Below are 16,331 nucleotides of genomic sequence, written 5' to 3'. Positions count from 1 at the left end.
GACCCTCCAGAGCAGAGCCCATGTCATTTACTCAAAAGCACCTCGACGCGGTTGAGGCGGCCATTGCTCGCGGTGAAAAAACCGTACGTTACGGCGATCGCACCGTGGAATACCGCTCCATCGACGAACTGCTCAAGGCCCGCGACGAGATCCGCACGTCGCTGAATCAAGCCGCTGGACCGCGCTCTCGCGTAGTCAGGCTCTACCACGGAGGCAAGGGAATCTAATGGCTCGACATTATCCGACGCTGACCCGTAATGGATTCTTGCTGCCGTCGAACATCAAGGCCAGTTACGAAGGCGCCGGTGAGGGCCGACGCTCGGCCAGTTGGGAAGCCACCGACAACGGCATCAACAGCATCAATACCCCGGCCCTGCGCAACCTGCGTGCGCGTTCGCGGGCGGCGGTGCGTAATGACCCGTACGCGTTCAACGTCATCGACAAGCGCGTCAGCAACCTGATCGGCACCGGCATCACGCCCAGGCCGACCACGGACGACGCCGAGCTGCGCAAGCTCAAGCAGCAGCTGTGGGATGACTGGGTGGATGAGGCGGATGCCGATGAGCTGACCGACTTCTACGGCATGCAGGCTCTGGTGGCGCGCACCGTTGAAACGGCCGGTGAATGCTTTGTGCGGTTGCGACCACGCAGCCCCAGTGAGGGCTTGGCGGTGCCGCTGCAGCTGCAGGCGCTGGCGCCTGAGTTTGTCCCCCATGACAAGTTCGAGACCGCCAAAAACGGCAACATGATCCGCGCCGGTATCGAGTTCAACCCGGCCGGTAAGCGTGTGGCGTATTGGATGTACCTCTCACACCCACGCGACTCGTCGTCACTGAACGTTGGTTACAACCAGTTGGTTCGCGTACCGGCAACACAGGTGCTGCATATCTTCGAACCGATGGAGCCCGGGCAGTTGCGCGGCGTCCCACGGTTGGCCCCGGTGCTGAAGCGCCTGCGCAGCCTCGACAATTACGACGACGCGGTGCTGTTCCGGCAGGAAGTGGCGAACCTGTTCGCGGGCTTCATCAAGCGCCCGGCACCGGAGGCTACGCAGCAGCCTCGCGATCCCGTTACTGGCATGCCATTGAACGTTGACCGTGACGGCTTCACGCCGATGGTCGCCTTGGAGCCCGGCACCATGCAGGAGCTGGGGCCAGGTGAAGAGGTGGAGTTCTCCAAACCACCGGATGCCGGCAACAACTACCCGGACTTCATGCGGCAGCAGTTGATGGCGGCGGCGGCGGGTTCGGGCACCCCGTACGAGATCCTTACCGGCGACATGCGCGAGGTCAACGACCGGGCACTCCGGGTAGTGCTCAACGAGTTCCGCCGGCGTCTGGAGCAACTGCAGTTCGGCGTGTATGTGCACCAGTTGTGTCGCCCGGTGCGTGCCGCCTGGATGGACATGGCGGTGCTGTCCGGTGCCCTGGCGCTGCCGGACTACGCGCAACGTCGACGCGAATATCTGCGCACGCGTTGGGTGCCGCAGGGCTGGGCCTACATCCAGCCGGTGCAGGACGTTCAGGCGCGTCGGATGGAAGTGCAGGCGGGCTTTGGCTCGCGCAGCGAGATGTGTCTGCGCAACGGCTACGACGCGGAAACCATCGACGCGGAAAACGCCGCTGACCTCGCCCGGTCCACGGACCTCGGCCTCAACTACACCACGCTTGATGCCATCGAGACGAATGACGACAAGGAACAATCATGAGTAAAAAAGCCAAGCCCCGCGTCTTTGACAAGGCGGGCAAGCAGGTCAAGGTCGCCGACAAAAGCTGGTACACCCTTCAGGCTAGCGGCGAAGCCGAGCAACGCAGCATCGAAATCTTCGTGTATGGCGAGATCGGCGCCTGGGGCGTTACCGCCAATCAGTTCGTGCAGGATCTGCGCGCCATGGATGACGGCGCATCACCGGTGATTGTTGCCTTTAACAGCATCGGCGGGGACTTGTTCGACGGCCTGGCGATCCACAACGCGCTGTCGCGCCTGGGCGAGCGCTGCACGGGTCGCATTGATGCCCTGGCGGCGAGCGCTGCCAGTGTCGCAGTGTGCGGCGCTCACCGAGTGGTGATCGCGGCCAATGCCATGTTGATGATCCACAACCCCTACACCTTTACCGGTGGTGATGCCGAAGACTTCCGCCGTGTCGCGGATGTGCTGGACCAGACCCTGGAAGCGATCATCGCTGCTTACAAGGCCAAGGCGCCTGACATCGACGAAGCCGAGCTGCGACGCATGGTCAATGCTGAAACCTGGCTTACGGCCAACGAAGCGGTGGCACTGGGTCTGGCTGATGAGGTGGGCGACGGCTTGAAGGTCAGCGCCTGTCTCGGCCAAGGCAGTGTGCTGCAGCGTTTCCAGAATGCTCCGGCCGAACTGCTCGCCCAGCTTGATGAAGAGCCGGAAGTGGAGCTGCCTGAGCTTGTCGATCCACCGGCACCTGTACTGGATGCGGCCGGGCTAGCGCTGATGGTCACCAAGGGGTGTGCGGCGGCCGGCATCAGCAACCTGGTAGATCCGATACTCGCTGCGACGAAGTTGGAAAGCGAAGCCGTGATCCAAGCCGCGCTGACCAATGCCAAAGCCCTGCACGGCCTGTGTGTCGCGGCACGCTTGCCCGAGCTGACCGGCGAATTCATCGCTGCCGGCCTGGACGAAGCCGCCGTCAGGGCGCGGTTGTTCGACAAGCTGGTGAGCAGCGGCGGTGGCTTTGAAATCAACAATAGCCTGCCGCTGGACGATGACCCAGCCGCAACGATCAAGGCCAAACAGGTCGACACCCACTCAATCTGGGCCACCCGTCAGGCGGCACAGAACGGAACCTCGAAAGGAGCAAGAGCATGAAAATTGAATCGATGCACGCGGGCGAGTTCCTGCTGTCCGAAGGCGCTGGCAACATCTCCCGCGAAGCGATCAACGTCGCCGCCGGTGCCGCCTTGGAGCCTGGTCAGATCCTCGGCCTGGTCACACTCACCGGCGAGTTCGCCCCGTATAAGCCGACCGCCGAAGACGGCACCGAAAACGCCATCGCGATCCTCTATGGGCCACTGGGCGAATCGGATGTGCCACGTCGTGGCCGCGCCATCGTGCGGCTGGCCGAGGTCAGCGAGGCACATTTGACCGGCCTTGATCCTGCTGCTGAAAAGGCCCTGGCTACCCACTTCGTGATCGTCCGCTAAGACGTTCACCCCCTTTTATTCATCCCGCTGCGTGCGGGATTTTTTGTTTCTGGAGAGTACCCATGGCCGATATCGCCATTTTTGAAGACGATGCATTCAGCGTTTCCTCGCTGACCGCTGCAATCAATGACCAGGAATACCTGCCAGGTCGTATCAGCAGCCTGGGACTGTTTCGCGAAGAAGGCATCAGCACGCTGACCGTGCAGATCGAGAAGGACGGCGACACCCTGGCGCTGGTGCCAGCTGGCGAGCGCGGTACCTCAGGCTTGGTGGTTGGCGGTACCAAGCGTCAACTGATCCCGTTCAACACCGTCCACCTGCCGGAACGCTTCACCATCAAGGCCGACGAGATCCAAGGCATCCGCGCCTTCGGTACCCGCAGTGAGTTGCAGGCCGTGCAGGACGTGGTCAACAAGCGCCTGGCGAAAGCGCGCCGCCAGTTGGATGCCACTCACGAGTTCCAGCGCATGGGCGCGTTGAACGGCCAGGTATTGGACGCCGATGGCAAGACGGTCCTGTTGGACATCTATAAATCGTTCGGCGTGAATCGCCAGAAGCTTCAGATGGGCTTGAACAGTCCAGACACCGAGCTGCGGGTTAAATGCGGCGAAGCGTTGGACATGCAGGAGGAAGCCCTCGGCAGCGTCACCAGCAGCGGCTCCCGCGCGATGTGCGGCAAGAACTTCTGGAACAAGCTCATCGTGCATAAGTCGGTCAAGGAGACCTACCTCAACACCATGCAGGCCGCGTCCCTGCGTGGCGATGCCCGTGAAAGCTTCGAGTTCGGCGGGATCGTCTGGGAGCGTTATCGCGGCAAGGTGGCCGGTGTTGCTTTCGTCCACGACGACAAGGCGCTGCTGATTCCCGAAGGTGTGCCGGATCTTTACATCTCTTCCTTCGCGCCGGCCGACTATATGGAAACGGTCAACACCCAGGGCATCCCGTACTACAGCAAGATCGAGCCGCTGCCGTTCAACAAGGGTGTCGCCGGTGAAGCCCAGTCCAACCCGCTGCACCTGTGCACGCGGCCTCGGGCGCAGATCCTGCTGGAGATGTGACCGTGGCTTTCCGCGAACTGATCGACGACATCGACGCGGTGGTGTTCGAAACACTGGGCGATACCGCAAGGATCGAGGGTCGTGACGAACCAGTGCTCGGCATGTTCGCGGCGCCCTGGTTGCAGCCCAAGCTCGGCAAGCTGAACACCGGCTTGCGCGAGCCTCGGTTTGAGATCCGCGTCAGCGATTCGGAAGGCTTGAAACGCGGGCTATTGGTTAGCGTCGATTTGCCTGCTTTGGACGGCGGCGGCGATTACGACCTGCTGCAGCTGGAGCCGAGCGGCGACGGTCTGGTCGCCTTGATTCTGAGGTTACGCCCATGAGCATCGGTAGCCATTACAAGCCCTCGGCTGGCGGCGGCATGATTTCTATCCAATCTTCAGCAACAGACCTGCAGGCGTTTCAGGACTTTGCCAAGTTGGTGCCCAAGGCAGCTGCGACTGCTCATCGTCGAGCCATCAACAAGACGCTCGGGTGGTTGCGCACACACATCGCCCGGGCGGTCAGTCGGCAAGAGCGCATCGCTGTTGCGGCGGTGCGTCAACGGTTGCGCAGTTACCCGGTGTCCGGCGGGGCTTCAAGCGGCAAGCTGTGGTTCGGTCTGAACGCTATCGAGTCCAGCCGGATCGGCCGCGCGCGGCAGACTGGGAGCGGTGTATCGGTGGCGGGGCGGCGTTATCAAGGCGCGTTCCTCAAGAAGGTCTACGGCAACAAGCCAGATATTTGGATTCGCACCGCGAGCAAACATTTTAATGCTGATGATTATCCTGACAGCACGGTGTCACCTGGTCGCGGGGCAAGTTCTGGATGGGTCGCGGAAAATGGCAATCGCTTTCCGTTAGCCAAGGCCAAAGTGTCACTGGAGCAAGCCCGTCCCCATTTTGAAAGCTGGGTACAAAAGGCCGATGAACGTTTGCTGGAGATCCTGAAACAAGAGCTCAACTACGAGCTGCAGAAATACCTCAAGAGGATCGGTAATGGCTGACGAACCTTTTAGCCTGGATCAGCTTTATCAGGCGATAGAGCAACACCTGTCGAGTCACCTGCACGGGGTTCAGGCCGTAACTGCCTGGCCGAACATCGAAGAACGTATCGCGTTGCCGGCTGTGTTTCTGGAGCTGGCTGAGATTGAGCCGGGTACCGACATCGGCACGGGTGAAGCCGTGTTGGTGTGCAAGTTCGAGGCACGCATCATTGTTGACCCGATTCATCCCCGACATCAGCAACAGGCGGTGCAGTTGGCTACTCAGCTCGCCGTTCTACTGCGCGCACAGACCTGGGGGTTGGCGGTCGAGCCAGCGGAGTTCGTCCAGGCCTTACAGGATTGGACACAGCCAGCGCTCGATGGGTACACCGTATGGCTGGTGGAGTGGACGCAGCAAGTGTATGTCGGTTCCGAGGAATGGCCTTGGCCTGACCAGCCGCCGGGCATGCTGTTATTCGGTTTCAACAACGACGTCAAAGAGGACTTTGTTCCTGCGGAGGACTTGTGAGCGGATACGCCACTGCCCAGCACGACCGGATGCTGGCGGGGGTAGTGAAGGAATGCTTCGTAGTGGCGGTCGATCTGGCCGCCTCCCCGCCGGTTTGTCGGGTTTCAGATGGCGAGTGGGTTAGCGCATGGGTGCGCTGGCACAGCATCGCCGCCGGCAAGGCCAGGCACTGGCGGGCACCCTCCATGGGGGAGCAGGGGACTTTGATAAGTGCCAGCGGTGACGTGGCCCAAGGCACTTTCATACCCGGCCTGTATGGCAATGCAGGCCCACCACCGGATAACCGCGATCATGTAGAAGTCTGGCGTTTTGACGATGGCGGCTCGCTGATCTACGACTGGCAGGCCAAGAGCTACAGCATCACCCTGCCGAGCGGTACGGTGACTATCAGAGTCGCCAGTACAGAGGCAGTCATCACGGACAGCGCCGTGAACGTGACCACCGGCAACATCAATCTGAAAGCAGCGGTGCTGATCGACGGTGCATTGCACGTTACAAAGGGCATCACTAGTGCTGGCGCGATCATTGACGCCGGTGGCAACAGCAACCACCACACACATTAATTTCAACTCACAACAGCCCGCCCAGTGCGGGCTTTTTCACATCTGGAGTCTGCCTTATGAGTAAGCCTAGAACTGATGGCGATCTGTCCGGGTCTGTCGAAGCGGTTGCGGCCTCGGGATTGAAGCACGCACTGCTTGGTCCACCCGTGAATGCTGACACGGTGGCGTCCATCGTTCCCGCACGCGTATTTCGCGACAAGGTTTTCACCTCGCGCACACTGATCCTTCCCAGCGGCGAGGCGCTTCCTGTGATTGCAGGTCGCGTCACCGCATGTGGCGATGATCAATTTGCGTTCTTGAAAGCGCATCCAGATCTGGAGCAAGTCAAGGAGTAATCACAATGATCGGAATGGACCGCCACACCGGCCAGCCCATCTCCGGCATCGCGCACTTACGCCAATCAGTTCCAGACATCTTGGGCACCCCGTTGGGCAGCCGCCGGCATCGGCCGGAATACGGCAGCATGCTACGGCGGTTCGTTGACTTGCCCGTTAATGAGGGCTGGAAAAGCGCCGTACAGGCGGAAGTCGCCCGCGCCCTAGGGCGCTGGGAGCCGCGCTTAAAAATGGACCAGGTGCGCGTCATTTCCGTGATCGGCGGGCAAATCAATCTGAAGCTCGTCGGCCAGTATCTTGGCGACGCCGTCACGCTGGAGGTGGCCGTATGAGTACCGTAGATCTTTCGTCGTTGCCGGCGCCGACCGTGTTGGAGCCGCTAGACTTCGAAGAGGTGTACCAGGAGGCGTTGGGAGTCTTTCGCGGCTACATGGGCGGTAACTGGACCGCCGCGCTGGAAAGTGATCCGGTGGTCAAGGTGTTGGAAGTCGGCGCTTACATCAAGGTTGGTAATCGCGCACGGGTCAATGATGCTGGCAAGGCGGTGCTGCTGGCGCACGCCGTGCGCGGCGACCTTGATCACCTGGGGGCCAACGTCAATCTAAAGCGCCTGGTCATTCAAGCTGAAGATCTGCTGGCAGTGCCACCGGTGCCGGAGGTCAAAGAGGATGACGATCCGTTTCGGGAGCGCATTCAATTGGCCTATGAGGGCCTGACCACCGCCGGGCCGCGTAACAGCTACATCCTGCACGCCCGAAACGCATCTGGGTTGGTGGCAGATGCTACGGCCGAAAGCCCAGCGCCTTGCTACGTGACGGTAACGGTGTTGGGCCTCGACGGGGAGGGCGTGGCTTCGCCGGCATTGCTGGCTACGGTGTCTGCCGCGCTGAATGACGAAAACGTTCGGCCGGTGGGAGATCGAGTGACGGTGCAAAGCGCCCAGGTGATCCGCTATCAAATTAACGCGATTCTGCACATGGCCAGTGCTGGCCCTGAAGCCGACGCCAGTTTGGTAGAGGCGAAAGCTCGATTGGCTGCCTGGATCAATCCGCGCAAGCGGCTGGGCGTCGAGGTGGCACGATCCGGCGTAGACGCTCAGTTGCACGTTGCCGGCGTTTCTCGGGTGGAGTTGATCGGCTGGCAGGACCTGGCGCCCACCAAGGCTCAGGCGGCGTTTTGTACGGGCTACACCGTGACTCTGGCGGGTTGATATGAAAAGCCTACTGCCGATCAACAGCACGCAATTGGAACGGGCCATGGAGGCTACGTTTTTTGAGAAAACGATTGTCCCGCTCCGTGACCTCTACAACGCCGATACCTGCCCGGTGCATTTGCTGCCGCACCTGGCGTGGGCGTGGTCAGTGGATCGCTGGGATTACCGATGGACTGAAGCGACAAAACGCGCCGCGATCAAGGCGTCTTACTACATCCATGCTCACAAAGGCACCATCGGTGCGTTGCGCCGAGTAGTCGAGCCCCTGGGCTACCTGATCGAGATTGTCGAGTGGTTCAAGATGGTGCCGGAAGGCATCCCGGGCACGTTTGCGCTGAAGGTTGGCGTTCTCGACACTGGCATCACTGAGGAAATGTATCAGGAGCTGGAGCGGCTGATTGATGACGCCAAGCCCGTCAGCCGTCACCTGACAGGGCTCGCTATCAGCCTTGAAACCACCGGTGTGTCGAACATGTTCGCCAGCGTTTATGAAGGCGATGAAATCGACGTATATCCTCCCGTCCTGCGCGACATCAGCACCACTGGCGTGATTGGCAGTACCGGCCGTGAGCACTCTATCGACACAGTTAGCGTTTATCCGCCGATCACCGGCGTCATCGACCTTGCCTGCTACATCGGCGCAGCCGGGCGGGAACATTCCATTGACACACTGGACATCTACCCATGATCGATTCCAATTCGCAGTTTTTTGCGCTTCTTACCGCGACCGGTGAGGCCAAACAGGCCAATGCCGACGCGCTGGGCATTCCCTGGAAACTCACCGAACTGGGTGTGGGCGACGCCAACGGCACCGACCCTATCCCTGACCGTACACAAAAAAAACTGATCAATGAACGGCGCCGGCGGCCACTGAACAAGCTTTCAGTTGACCCGTCAAACCCCAATATCATCGTGGCCGAACAAATCATCCCAGCCGATGAAGGCGGTTGGTGGATTCGAGAGATGGGTCTGTACGACTCCGATGGAGCCCTGGTAGCTGTCGCAAATTGCCCGGCTACCTACAAGCCATTGATGTCTCAAGGATCTGGTCGCACTCAAGTTATTCGCATGAACTTCATTGTCTCCAGCGCGGCGAACGTTGTGCTGAAAATCGACCCGGACGTCGTTCTGGCTACACGCCAGTATGTCGATGATTCGGTGGTCGACGGGATCAACAGGCAAGACGTGAAGCAATCAGTACTGGTGGCAACGACTGGGCCGATCCAGCTGGCTGGTGTACAAACGATTGACGGTGTGGCAGTGCCGCTCGGCTCGCGGGTGTTGGTCAAGGACCAGGCGCAGGCAAAAGATAACGGGATCTACCTCACAGCGGAGATTTGGAAGCGCACCAGCGATGCAGATACCAGCGTCAAGGTCACCCCGGGCTTGTTGGTTGCCGCCGAGCAGGGCGCGGTGAATGCCGATACGTTGTGGTTGCTGTCGACCGACGGGGCGATTGTCCTGGGAACCACGGGACTGAATTTCAAAAATATTACGCAAGGTCTCGCGCCGATCAGTTCGCCGGCGTTTCTGGATAAGCCCACAGCTCCAACAGCCCCTCTGTTTGACAGCGGTAAAACGCTGGCTAATACAGAATTTGTGCAGCGGGCGCTCGGTAACCTGAGTGGTATCAGGATCTATGAAATCACCGCCAGCATGGCCGCATCAGATTTTGGTCGTCTTGTTCTGGCGAATTCTGGGTCTGCAATCTCATTGACTCTTCCTCCAATTGGCAACGTGCCAATTGGAGCGACGATCCACATCAGAAACGTCGGTGGGGCTCCGTTAACAGTAGTGCCACCCGCTGGTGGAACTATGTCCGCCGTTGCCACGCGCACGCTGCCGAGCGTTGTGGTCAACGTCGGCGGGTCTCTTGACGTAACCGTGCAAGGCTCCAATTACTTCATGGCCGGTTCGGCGTCTTTGAAGCACATCGCCGACTTTGCCGAATCGACAGGTCATCAAAAGTTACCTGGTGGGGATGTTGAACAATGGGGTCTTTATGTTTCGGCTCCATCAGGTTCTGACACGGTAATCCCGCTGCCCTACGCGCTTTCGGCGGTGCCTACAGATATTCAGCTGACGTTCGCCGATTTTACTAGCGGTCAAAGAGTTGGTGAATATCCGGTATTGCAAGCGAGAAATAGCACGCTCGGGAGCATCACCGTTCGAAATCTCTATAGCGCTAACGCCTCATTTTTCTGGCGAGTCAGGGGTAAAGCATGACTGTCTTTTATAGTCCTGAAACAGGCTTCTTCTACGACGATCAGGTATGCACGTTTATCCCTGCTGATGCGCGGGAGTTCTCCGCCGAAGCCAGGGACGAGCTGTTGGCTCAAGTCAGTCATGGAAAGCGTTTGGTTTGTGGGCCGGATAAATGGCCTGTTGTGGTAGACGCTCCGGAGCAGACAGACGAACAGTTGGCCGAAGTCGAGCGGTATTGGCGCTCGGTTCAGTTGACGTCTACAGACGGCGTAGTGACCCGGCATCGTGATGAGATTGAAGACGGGTCGCCAACCTCGCTAACACCGGAGCAATACGCCGAGTTGCAAGCATATCGGCGCTTACTCCGTAACTGGCCTGAAGCTGGTGAGTTCCCTTTGAGCGAACATCGCCCTACGGCCCCTGACTGGCTCTTGTCGCTGCAGCAGTAAACGCCCCGCACTGACGGGGCGTTTTCTTTTCCACTACACGTAACACGTACATCCCTAACGGCCTCGCTCATGCGGGGCTTTTTCGTTTCTGGAGATCGAGCTTTATGAGTTTCTTTCATGGCGTTACCACGACCGACATCAAGACTGGCGCACGCACTATTTCGTTGCCGTCTTCTTCCATTATCGGATTGTGCGACACCTTCAACCCGGGCGTGCTTGGCGGCGGTACTGCCAAGGCAGGCGAGTTGAAGCTGATCACCTCTGAGCGCGAAGCCATTGCCGCTTTCGGTGAAAGCTCGGCGATCACCAAGGCCTGTAAAGCAATCTACGCCAAGGCCAAGGCGGTGATTGTCGCCATCGGCGTACCGAAGCTTGAGGACGCGGCGCTGCAAACCTCGGCGATTATTGGCGGCGTCTTGGCATCTGGTCAGCGGACCGGCCTGCAGGCGTTGCTGGATGGTAAAAGCCTGTTCAACGCGCAACCACGGTTGTTGATCGCGCCGGGACATACCGCCACGCAAGCAGTGGCTACACCACTCGATAGCCTGGCGCAGAAGCTGCGGGCTATCGGCATTCTCGATGGTCCTGGCACCACGGATGAGGCAGCGATGCTCTACGCCGATAACTTTGGCAGTCGCAATCTGTTCATGGTTGACCCGGGCGTTCAGTACTGGGACACCGAACTCAGCAAGACTGTTGATGCGCCGGCGTCGGCCTGGGCGGCGGGCTTGTTCGCCTGGACCGATGCTGAATATGGCTTCTGGGCCTCGCCGTCGAACAAAGAGTTCTCGGGTATCACCGGCACGACTCGGGCGGTTGAGTACCTGGACGGTGACGAGACTTGCCGCGCCAACCTGCTGAACAACGCCAATATCGCGACGATCATCCGCGATGACGGCTACCGCTTGTGGGGCAACCGCACGCTTTCGAGTGATCCGAAGTGGGCATTCGTCACCCGCGTTCGCACGCTGTTCATCCTTATGGACGCGGTGCAGGCAGGCCACAAGTGGGCCGTAGACCGCTCGATCACCAAGACTTACGTCAAGGATGTGACTGACGGCTTAGACGCCTTCATGCGCGACCTGAAGGCCCAGGGCGCGATTATCAATTTTGAGGTGTATCCGGACACCGAGCTGAACACCGCCAGCCAGATTTCCCAGGGCAAAGTTTATTGGCGCATCCGTTTCACCGACGTGCCGCCGGCAGAAAACCCGAATTTCCTTTTTGAAGTCACCGATCAGTGGATGACCGAAGTTCTCGAAGCAGCCTAAGGGGCCTAGTCAATGATTCCTCAAACTTTGTTTAACACGAACCTGTTTGTCGACGGCGTGAACTTCGCCGGCGATGTGCCGACTCTGACGCTGCCTAAGCTGACGGTAAAGACCGATGAATATCGTGCCGGTGGCATGGCAGGTGCCATCGAGATGGCGCAAGGCCTGGAGAAAATGGAGGCGTCCTTCGTCACCAAGGGCGTGCGTCGTGAGTCGTTAAAACACTTCGGCTTGGCTGATGGCACGGCGTTTAACGCGACATTCCGAGGGGCTTTCAGAGGGCAAAAAGGCGCAGTGACGGCGGTGGTCGCCACCCTGCGCGGCTTGCTCAAAGAGGTCGATCTGGGCGACTGGAAAGCCGGTGATCCGGCTGAGATCAAGCACGCCATCGCGCCGTCTTACTACAAGCTCGAAATCGACGGTCGCCTCATGTACGAAATCGACATGGTCGCGGGCGTTCAAGTGATCGACGGCAAAGATCAACTGGCTGACATCCGCACCGCGCTGGGCCTTTAAGGGAATAGATCTAAATGAATAAAGCTACTTTCAAAGAAGTGCCGGCCTGGCTGTCACTCAATGCGCTCGCCGCCGTCGTGACGCTCACGCGGCCAAGCAATTCCAACGGCGTGTTGGTCGAAACGTTGACATTGCGTGCGCCGGTCGTTCGGGAGGTGCGGGCAGCCGACCGCGCCTCTAATGGCGACGACGAACAGCGCGAACTGATGCTGTTTGCGGGGTTGGCAGATGTCGGTGTCAAGGACCTGGAAGGCCTCAAATTGGCGGACTATCGCCGTGTACAAACCGCTTACTCGCACCTGGTTCCCGATACCGACTACACCAACGTAATGCCGTCGTGGTTGTCTGTGACCACGGATCAGGCAGTGGTGACGCTTTCCTGTCCGAGCACAATCAATGGAGTGTCGGTTGATAAATTGGCCCTGCGCTCTCCGACGGTGGGCGATGTGCGTACGGCAAATCGTGACGCGGGCGGGGATGACGAGCAGCGGGAGCTGATTTTGTTTGCCGCGCTTGCCGGTGCGCCTGTCGCAGATCTGGAGGGCCTGAAGTTGGTGGATTTCAACCGTCTGCAGGCCGGCTATTTTCGTATGGACCAAGACGACGGGCTTTGATCCTGGCGTAATGAAAATGGCCGCGAAACGTCTGGCGGCGGAAACCGGATTTTCCGCTGCCGAAATTCAGTCGATGCCGTTTGCTGAAATGGTGTGGTGGCTCACGGATTGAGCTGCCGTCGGTAATGCAGTGCAAATGGGGGCCATGACATGGCGAACAAAATCGCCCTCGGGCTGGTGATTGGCGGCGCCGTCAGTGCGACTGTCGGTGCCGCGTTCAAAGATGTAACGGGCCGTATTAAACGTCTTGAGGCGGAAGGCCTCAAGGCGCGGGTTCTGCAGCGAACTATCGGCGATACCATTCGCTTGCGTGATGAATGGAAGAAAGCCCATGACAGCGGTTCTGAGGGAGCATCCAAGCTGCTGGGGCGGTTGAACTCCAATCTCGACAGCTTGAAAAAGCAGGGTATTGAAGTCGGCCGGCTGGAGAAGGCCTATCGGTCAATGGGTCAGACCGCCAATAAAGCGGAACTGAAGGCCCGGGGGCATCAGCAACTTGATGCAGGTAGGACCGGGATGAAAAGCACAGTCGGCGCCGCTGTCGTCGGAATCGGTGCTCTAGCTGTTCCGACTAAGGTCAGCGCGGACTTTGGAGCCATTGTTCGTGATATCGCGATCAAGGCTGGCATTGCCAATAAGCCGCAAGAAAAGGAGGTGTCACGCAAGATCATTGATACCTCGCGCGACACAGGCATGGCGCGCAACGATGTGGCCGACGTGGTTAACCAGTTGGTGAGCGCCGGCATGGATTTGAGCAAGGCCCTGGACTATGCGCCAGTTGCGGCCAAATTTGTTGTAGGACAGGGATCGAACGGTGTTGATACTGCGAAGATGATCAACGCGCTGGGTCAGAACGCCAAGATCACTGATCCCAAGCAGATGCAGCAGGCTCTGGAAGCGATTGCCTACCAAGGACAGGCGGGCAGCTTTGAGGCGGTCGACATGGCCAAGTGGTTCCCTGAGCTATTGGCGAACATGGGCAGCCTCGGTATCACTGGCATTGATGCGGTGACGCAGTTGGGCGCCATGCTGCAGGTGCAGATGAAGTCTGCCGGCGGCGCCGATGAGGCGGCGAACAACCTCAAGAACTGGATGAGCAAAATCGGCTCTGGCGAAACCGTCAAAGCGTATGCAAAGGCGGGTATCGACTACAAAGGGTCGATGCAGACCGGTTTGCAGAACGGTATGTCTACGCTTGAAACCAGCATGGCGTTGGCGCAGAAGTACATCCAGGCCACTGATCCGAAGCGCGCGGCGGCGATGGCTGAGGCGACGGCAAAGATCAGCAAGGAATCCGACCCGGAGAAAGCCAAGGCCATGATGGCCTCGCTTGAGGAGTCACTGCGCACCGGCGATCTGTTCGCCGATATGCAGGTCAAGGCTGCGCTTTCCGCTTACATGCAGAATAAGGCGCTATACAGCCAGCTCAAGAATGATTCGCGAGACGCAACGGGCATTCTCGATAAAAACCTCAGCGAGCGACGTGAGGCGTCGTCGCAGAAGTGGGCCGAGATGGCTCAGTCGATGGATGATGCAATGCGTAGCGTCGGGGACGCCTTGCGTCCGGTCACGGACACCGTGGCTGAAGCATTGACCAAAGTCACCAAGGGCATTACCTCGCTGTCTGACAGCGCGCCCGGCGTTGTGACGGGCATCACTGCAGTCGGTGGTGGGCTTGTCGCTCTCAAGGGCCTGCTTAGTTCGTTCAAAATCGCTAAAGGATTGCTCAACGTTGCGCGGGGCTCGTTAGGTGGCAAGTCCGGTGAAGTACAAAAAGTCTTTGTGACGAACTCCCCGGATGGGGGCGGTTTTGATGGCAAGGGCAGCGACCCCAAGGGGAAGGCCGGTAAAGCCCTGTCGTTGGTTGAGTCCGGGCTCAAGGCTGTGGCCGCTTTCAAGGATGACTCAGATGATGTCGAGGGTAAGGATGATAAGAAACCCGGCAAGTTCGACATTGTTGCGACAGGCCTTAAGGTTGTCTCTCTGGCAAAAGAGGCGGCGTCTGGCAATGAAGGCGGCGCCACGGTTGGCGATTCGGCAGCGGGCGGCGCTGATGTTCAAAAGGTTTTTGTCGTCAATGCAAACGCTATGGGGGCGTCGAATGGAGGTATAGGCGACCTTCGTCGACGTGGTCCCGGCTCAAGGCGTAACCCTTCGCGTCGGCGGCCCATACCGCCTCGTGTGGCTAGTTCGCCGCGACCTCGGGTACCGGCGCCGCGCCCGTCAATGCCACGGCCACCAGCTCCGGCCCTGCGCCCGTCAGTGCCACGGCCAACAGCTCCGGCCCTGCGCCCGTCAGTGCCACGGCCACCAGCTCCGGCCCTGCGCCCGGCAGCGCCACGGCCACCAGCTCCGGCCCTGCGCCCGACAGCGCCACGGCCACCAGCTCCGGCCTTGCGCCCGGCAGTGCCACGGCCTCCGACTCCGGCCCTGCGCCCGACAGTGCCACAGCCTCCAGCTCCGGGCCCACGTCCGCCAGTGGAGCGTTCGCCTGCTCCGAGCTCGCGTCCGCCAGTGCCACGGCCGCCGGTTGCAGTTCCGAGTTCACCGGCGGCTCGGCCTCCTGTGCCCGGTCCGCGTCCACCAATGCCGCGACCACCGGTACTGGCTCCTAGTCCGCCAGTGCCAAGGCCTCCAGCGGTGATCCCCCGGCCGCCGCTTTTACCAGTTACGGTTCCAACGGGGGCGTTAGCTAAATTGGGTGGGGTGGTGCAAGCGGTCGGTAAGATTGGCAAAGCGGCCAAGATGATACCCGGCGGTTCGCTGATGGAGGCCGGCGCCATGGCCTTCGATACCTATCAAAACGCCAAGACCAAGGACGAGAAGGCCGAGGGGTATGGTGCCGCCGCTGGTAATCTGGCCGGTACCATGGCCGGCGCTGCTGCAGGTGCGGCTATTGGTTCGGTAGTGCCGATTATCGGCACAGCTGTTGGCGGGCTGATAGGCGCCTACCTGGGCAGCATGGGTGGGGCTGCGGTGGGTGGCGCTGCGGGTAAGTCGTGGTTTGGGGGCGATGACGAAAAGCCTGCGCCTCCGGTAACACCTTTGCTGATGGCGCCTCGGCCGGGGCCGGCTATTCCAAGCTTGGCTGCCATGAGCAAGTCATTCAATGGCCAGAACGGTTCGGGTGCGCTGCTGATGGCACCTGCGCCGCATTCGCCGGCGTTGGGTGACGTGGCGCGCTCGATGGCGGTGTCTGCACCGACCAAGCCGGCGGCAGTGGCAATTCAGCCCAAAGAACCAGAGAAGCCCGTGCCAGCCAAAGTGGATCAGAAGTTTGAGTACTCGCTGACGATGCCAATTACGGTGCAAGGGGATGTGAAGGATCCCCAGCGCTTGGCGCAAGACCTCATGCCGCATATGCGGCTCATGATGGCGGATGCGGCTAAACAAAACGCCGCGAAGCTGTACGACGAACCCCACCTGTAAGGAGGCCCA

General features: G+C 59.8%; 19 protein-coding genes and 1 pseudogene. All 20 read left to right on the top strand.

Going from position 1 to position 16,331, the window contains the following annotated elements; all coding sequences use genetic code 11:
- Positions 1-20 precede the first annotated feature (20 nt).
- The gene (locus L8K08_RS14315; protein ID WP_242198042.1) at positions 21-227 is read left to right on the top strand and encodes a hypothetical protein; all 207 of its coding nucleotides are present in this window, start codon (positions 21-23) and stop codon (positions 225-227) included.
- A complete protein-coding gene (locus L8K08_RS14310; RefSeq protein WP_242198040.1) occupies positions 227-1,708 on the top strand; it encodes a phage portal protein in 1,482 nt (493 codons plus the stop codon). The genes L8K08_RS14315 and L8K08_RS14310 overlap by 1 nt, the downstream gene beginning before the upstream one ends.
- Positions 1,705-2,841 carry a head maturation protease, ClpP-related gene (locus tag L8K08_RS14305; RefSeq protein WP_242198038.1) on the top strand — a complete coding sequence of 379 codons (1,137 nt, stop codon included), beginning with the start codon at positions 1,705-1,707 and terminating at the stop codon, positions 2,839-2,841. The genes L8K08_RS14310 and L8K08_RS14305 overlap by 4 nt, the downstream gene beginning before the upstream one ends.
- Positions 2,838-3,176 (top strand): head decoration protein, encoded by a 339-nt coding sequence (locus L8K08_RS14300; protein ID WP_065929222.1) that lies wholly within the window; start codon positions 2,838-2,840, stop codon positions 3,174-3,176. The genes L8K08_RS14305 and L8K08_RS14300 overlap by 4 nt, the downstream gene beginning before the upstream one ends.
- 62 nt (positions 3,177-3,238) lie before the next feature.
- A complete protein-coding gene (locus tag L8K08_RS14295; protein WP_099489030.1) occupies positions 3,239-4,234 on the top strand; it encodes a major capsid protein in 996 nt (331 codons plus the stop codon).
- A gap of 2 nt (positions 4,235-4,236) precedes the next feature.
- Positions 4,237-4,557 carry a hypothetical protein gene (locus L8K08_RS14290; RefSeq protein ID WP_242198036.1) on the top strand — a complete coding sequence of 107 codons (321 nt, stop codon included), beginning with the start codon at positions 4,237-4,239 and terminating at the stop codon, positions 4,555-4,557.
- A complete protein-coding gene (locus L8K08_RS14285) occupies positions 4,554-5,219 on the top strand; it encodes a phage tail protein (RefSeq protein WP_242198034.1) in 666 nt (221 codons plus the stop codon). Before L8K08_RS14290 ends, L8K08_RS14285 begins: the two co-directional genes overlap by 4 nt.
- Entirely contained in the window at positions 5,212-5,727 is a 516-nt protein-coding gene (locus tag L8K08_RS14280) for a hypothetical protein (RefSeq protein ID WP_242198033.1), read from the top strand. The genes L8K08_RS14285 and L8K08_RS14280 overlap by 8 nt, the downstream gene beginning before the upstream one ends.
- A 29-nt stretch (positions 5,728-5,756) precedes the next feature.
- Positions 5,757-6,290: a phage baseplate assembly protein V gene (locus L8K08_RS14275; RefSeq protein ID WP_124418879.1), complete on the top strand. Its 534-nt coding sequence runs from the start codon at positions 5,757-5,759 to the stop codon at positions 6,288-6,290.
- 56 nt (positions 6,291-6,346) lie between these two features.
- Positions 6,347-6,625, top strand: a complete 279-nt coding sequence (locus L8K08_RS14270; protein WP_242198031.1) for a hypothetical protein — start codon at positions 6,347-6,349, stop codon at positions 6,623-6,625.
- 5 nt (positions 6,626-6,630) lie between these two features.
- Entirely contained in the window at positions 6,631-6,957 is a 327-nt protein-coding gene (locus L8K08_RS14265; protein ID WP_124417579.1) for a GPW/gp25 family protein, read from the top strand.
- Positions 6,954-7,835 (top strand): baseplate J/gp47 family protein, encoded by an 882-nt coding sequence (locus L8K08_RS14260; protein WP_124417578.1) that lies wholly within the window; start codon positions 6,954-6,956, stop codon positions 7,833-7,835. The genes L8K08_RS14265 and L8K08_RS14260 overlap by 4 nt, the downstream gene beginning before the upstream one ends.
- Before the next feature lies 1 nt (position 7,836).
- On the top strand, positions 7,837-8,526 hold the full coding sequence (locus L8K08_RS14255; protein ID WP_242198029.1) for a phage tail protein I: 690 nt from the start codon (positions 7,837-7,839) through the stop codon (positions 8,524-8,526).
- Positions 8,523-10,064, top strand: a complete 1,542-nt coding sequence (locus L8K08_RS14250) for a phage tail protein (protein ID WP_242198027.1) — start codon at positions 8,523-8,525, stop codon at positions 10,062-10,064. Before L8K08_RS14255 ends, L8K08_RS14250 begins: the two co-directional genes overlap by 4 nt.
- A complete protein-coding gene (locus L8K08_RS14245) occupies positions 10,061-10,492 on the top strand; it encodes a phage tail protein (protein WP_124417576.1) in 432 nt (143 codons plus the stop codon). The genes L8K08_RS14250 and L8K08_RS14245 overlap by 4 nt, the downstream gene beginning before the upstream one ends.
- Before the next feature lie 104 nt (positions 10,493-10,596).
- Complete coding sequence (locus L8K08_RS14240; protein ID WP_242198024.1) at positions 10,597-11,763, top strand: phage tail sheath family protein; 1,167 nt, start codon at positions 10,597-10,599, stop codon at positions 11,761-11,763.
- 12 nt (positions 11,764-11,775) lie between these two features.
- Positions 11,776-12,279 (top strand): phage major tail tube protein, encoded by a 504-nt coding sequence (locus tag L8K08_RS14235; protein ID WP_124417574.1) that lies wholly within the window; start codon positions 11,776-11,778, stop codon positions 12,277-12,279.
- 14 nt (positions 12,280-12,293) lie between these two features.
- Positions 12,294-12,602 (top strand): annotated as a pseudogene (locus L8K08_RS14230) (phage tail assembly protein); the annotation flags it as partial.
- A gap of 6 nt (positions 12,603-12,608) precedes the next feature.
- Complete coding sequence (locus L8K08_RS14225) at positions 12,609-12,893, top strand: phage tail assembly protein (RefSeq protein ID WP_242198626.1); 285 nt, start codon at positions 12,609-12,611, stop codon at positions 12,891-12,893.
- Between the two features lie 150 nt (positions 12,894-13,043).
- Positions 13,044-16,322 carry a phage tail tape measure protein gene (locus tag L8K08_RS14220; protein ID WP_242198020.1) on the top strand — a complete coding sequence of 1,093 codons (3,279 nt, stop codon included), beginning with the start codon at positions 13,044-13,046 and terminating at the stop codon, positions 16,320-16,322.
- Positions 16,323-16,331: the final 9 nt, after the last annotated feature.

It is taken from the genome of Pseudomonas sp. TREG-RG-20F-10-E-6-01 (genome assembly GCF_022662455.1).
Classification (GTDB): Bacteria; Pseudomonadota; Gammaproteobacteria; order Pseudomonadales; family Pseudomonadaceae; genus Aquipseudomonas.
This window is presented reverse-complemented; position numbering and strand designations above follow the sequence as displayed.

Bases quoted from the DNA above. Each gene is read 5' to 3' on its own strand.
- L8K08_RS14315 (WP_242198042.1), top strand. From the start codon at position 21: ATGTCATTTACTCAAAAGCACCTCGACGCGGTTGAGGCGGCCATTGCT.
- L8K08_RS14310 (WP_242198040.1), top strand. From the start codon at position 227: ATGGCTCGACATTATCCGACGCTGACCCGTAATGGATTCTTGCTGCCG.
- L8K08_RS14305 (WP_242198038.1), top strand. From the start codon at position 1,705: ATGAGTAAAAAAGCCAAGCCCCGCGTCTTTGACAAGGCGGGCAAGCAG.
- L8K08_RS14300 (WP_065929222.1), top strand. From the start codon at position 2,838: ATGAAAATTGAATCGATGCACGCGGGCGAGTTCCTGCTGTCCGAAGGC.
- L8K08_RS14295 (WP_099489030.1), top strand. From the start codon at position 3,239: ATGGCCGATATCGCCATTTTTGAAGACGATGCATTCAGCGTTTCCTCG.
- L8K08_RS14285 (WP_242198034.1), top strand. From the start codon at position 4,554: ATGAGCATCGGTAGCCATTACAAGCCCTCGGCTGGCGGCGGCATGATT.
- L8K08_RS14280 (WP_242198033.1), top strand. From the start codon at position 5,212: ATGGCTGACGAACCTTTTAGCCTGGATCAGCTTTATCAGGCGATAGAG.
- L8K08_RS14275 (WP_124418879.1), top strand. From the start codon at position 5,757: ATGCTGGCGGGGGTAGTGAAGGAATGCTTCGTAGTGGCGGTCGATCTG.
- L8K08_RS14270 (WP_242198031.1), top strand. From the start codon at position 6,347: ATGAGTAAGCCTAGAACTGATGGCGATCTGTCCGGGTCTGTCGAAGCG.
- L8K08_RS14265 (WP_124417579.1), top strand. From the start codon at position 6,631: ATGATCGGAATGGACCGCCACACCGGCCAGCCCATCTCCGGCATCGCG.
- L8K08_RS14260 (WP_124417578.1), top strand. From the start codon at position 6,954: ATGAGTACCGTAGATCTTTCGTCGTTGCCGGCGCCGACCGTGTTGGAG.
- L8K08_RS14255 (WP_242198029.1), top strand. From the start codon at position 7,837: ATGAAAAGCCTACTGCCGATCAACAGCACGCAATTGGAACGGGCCATG.
- L8K08_RS14250 (WP_242198027.1), top strand. From the start codon at position 8,523: ATGATCGATTCCAATTCGCAGTTTTTTGCGCTTCTTACCGCGACCGGT.
- L8K08_RS14245 (WP_124417576.1), top strand. From the start codon at position 10,061: ATGACTGTCTTTTATAGTCCTGAAACAGGCTTCTTCTACGACGATCAG.
- L8K08_RS14240 (WP_242198024.1), top strand. From the start codon at position 10,597: ATGAGTTTCTTTCATGGCGTTACCACGACCGACATCAAGACTGGCGCA.
- L8K08_RS14235 (WP_124417574.1), top strand. From the start codon at position 11,776: ATGATTCCTCAAACTTTGTTTAACACGAACCTGTTTGTCGACGGCGTG.
- L8K08_RS14225 (WP_242198626.1), top strand. From the start codon at position 12,609: ATGCCGTCGTGGTTGTCTGTGACCACGGATCAGGCAGTGGTGACGCTT.
- L8K08_RS14220 (WP_242198020.1), top strand. From the start codon at position 13,044: ATGGCGAACAAAATCGCCCTCGGGCTGGTGATTGGCGGCGCCGTCAGT.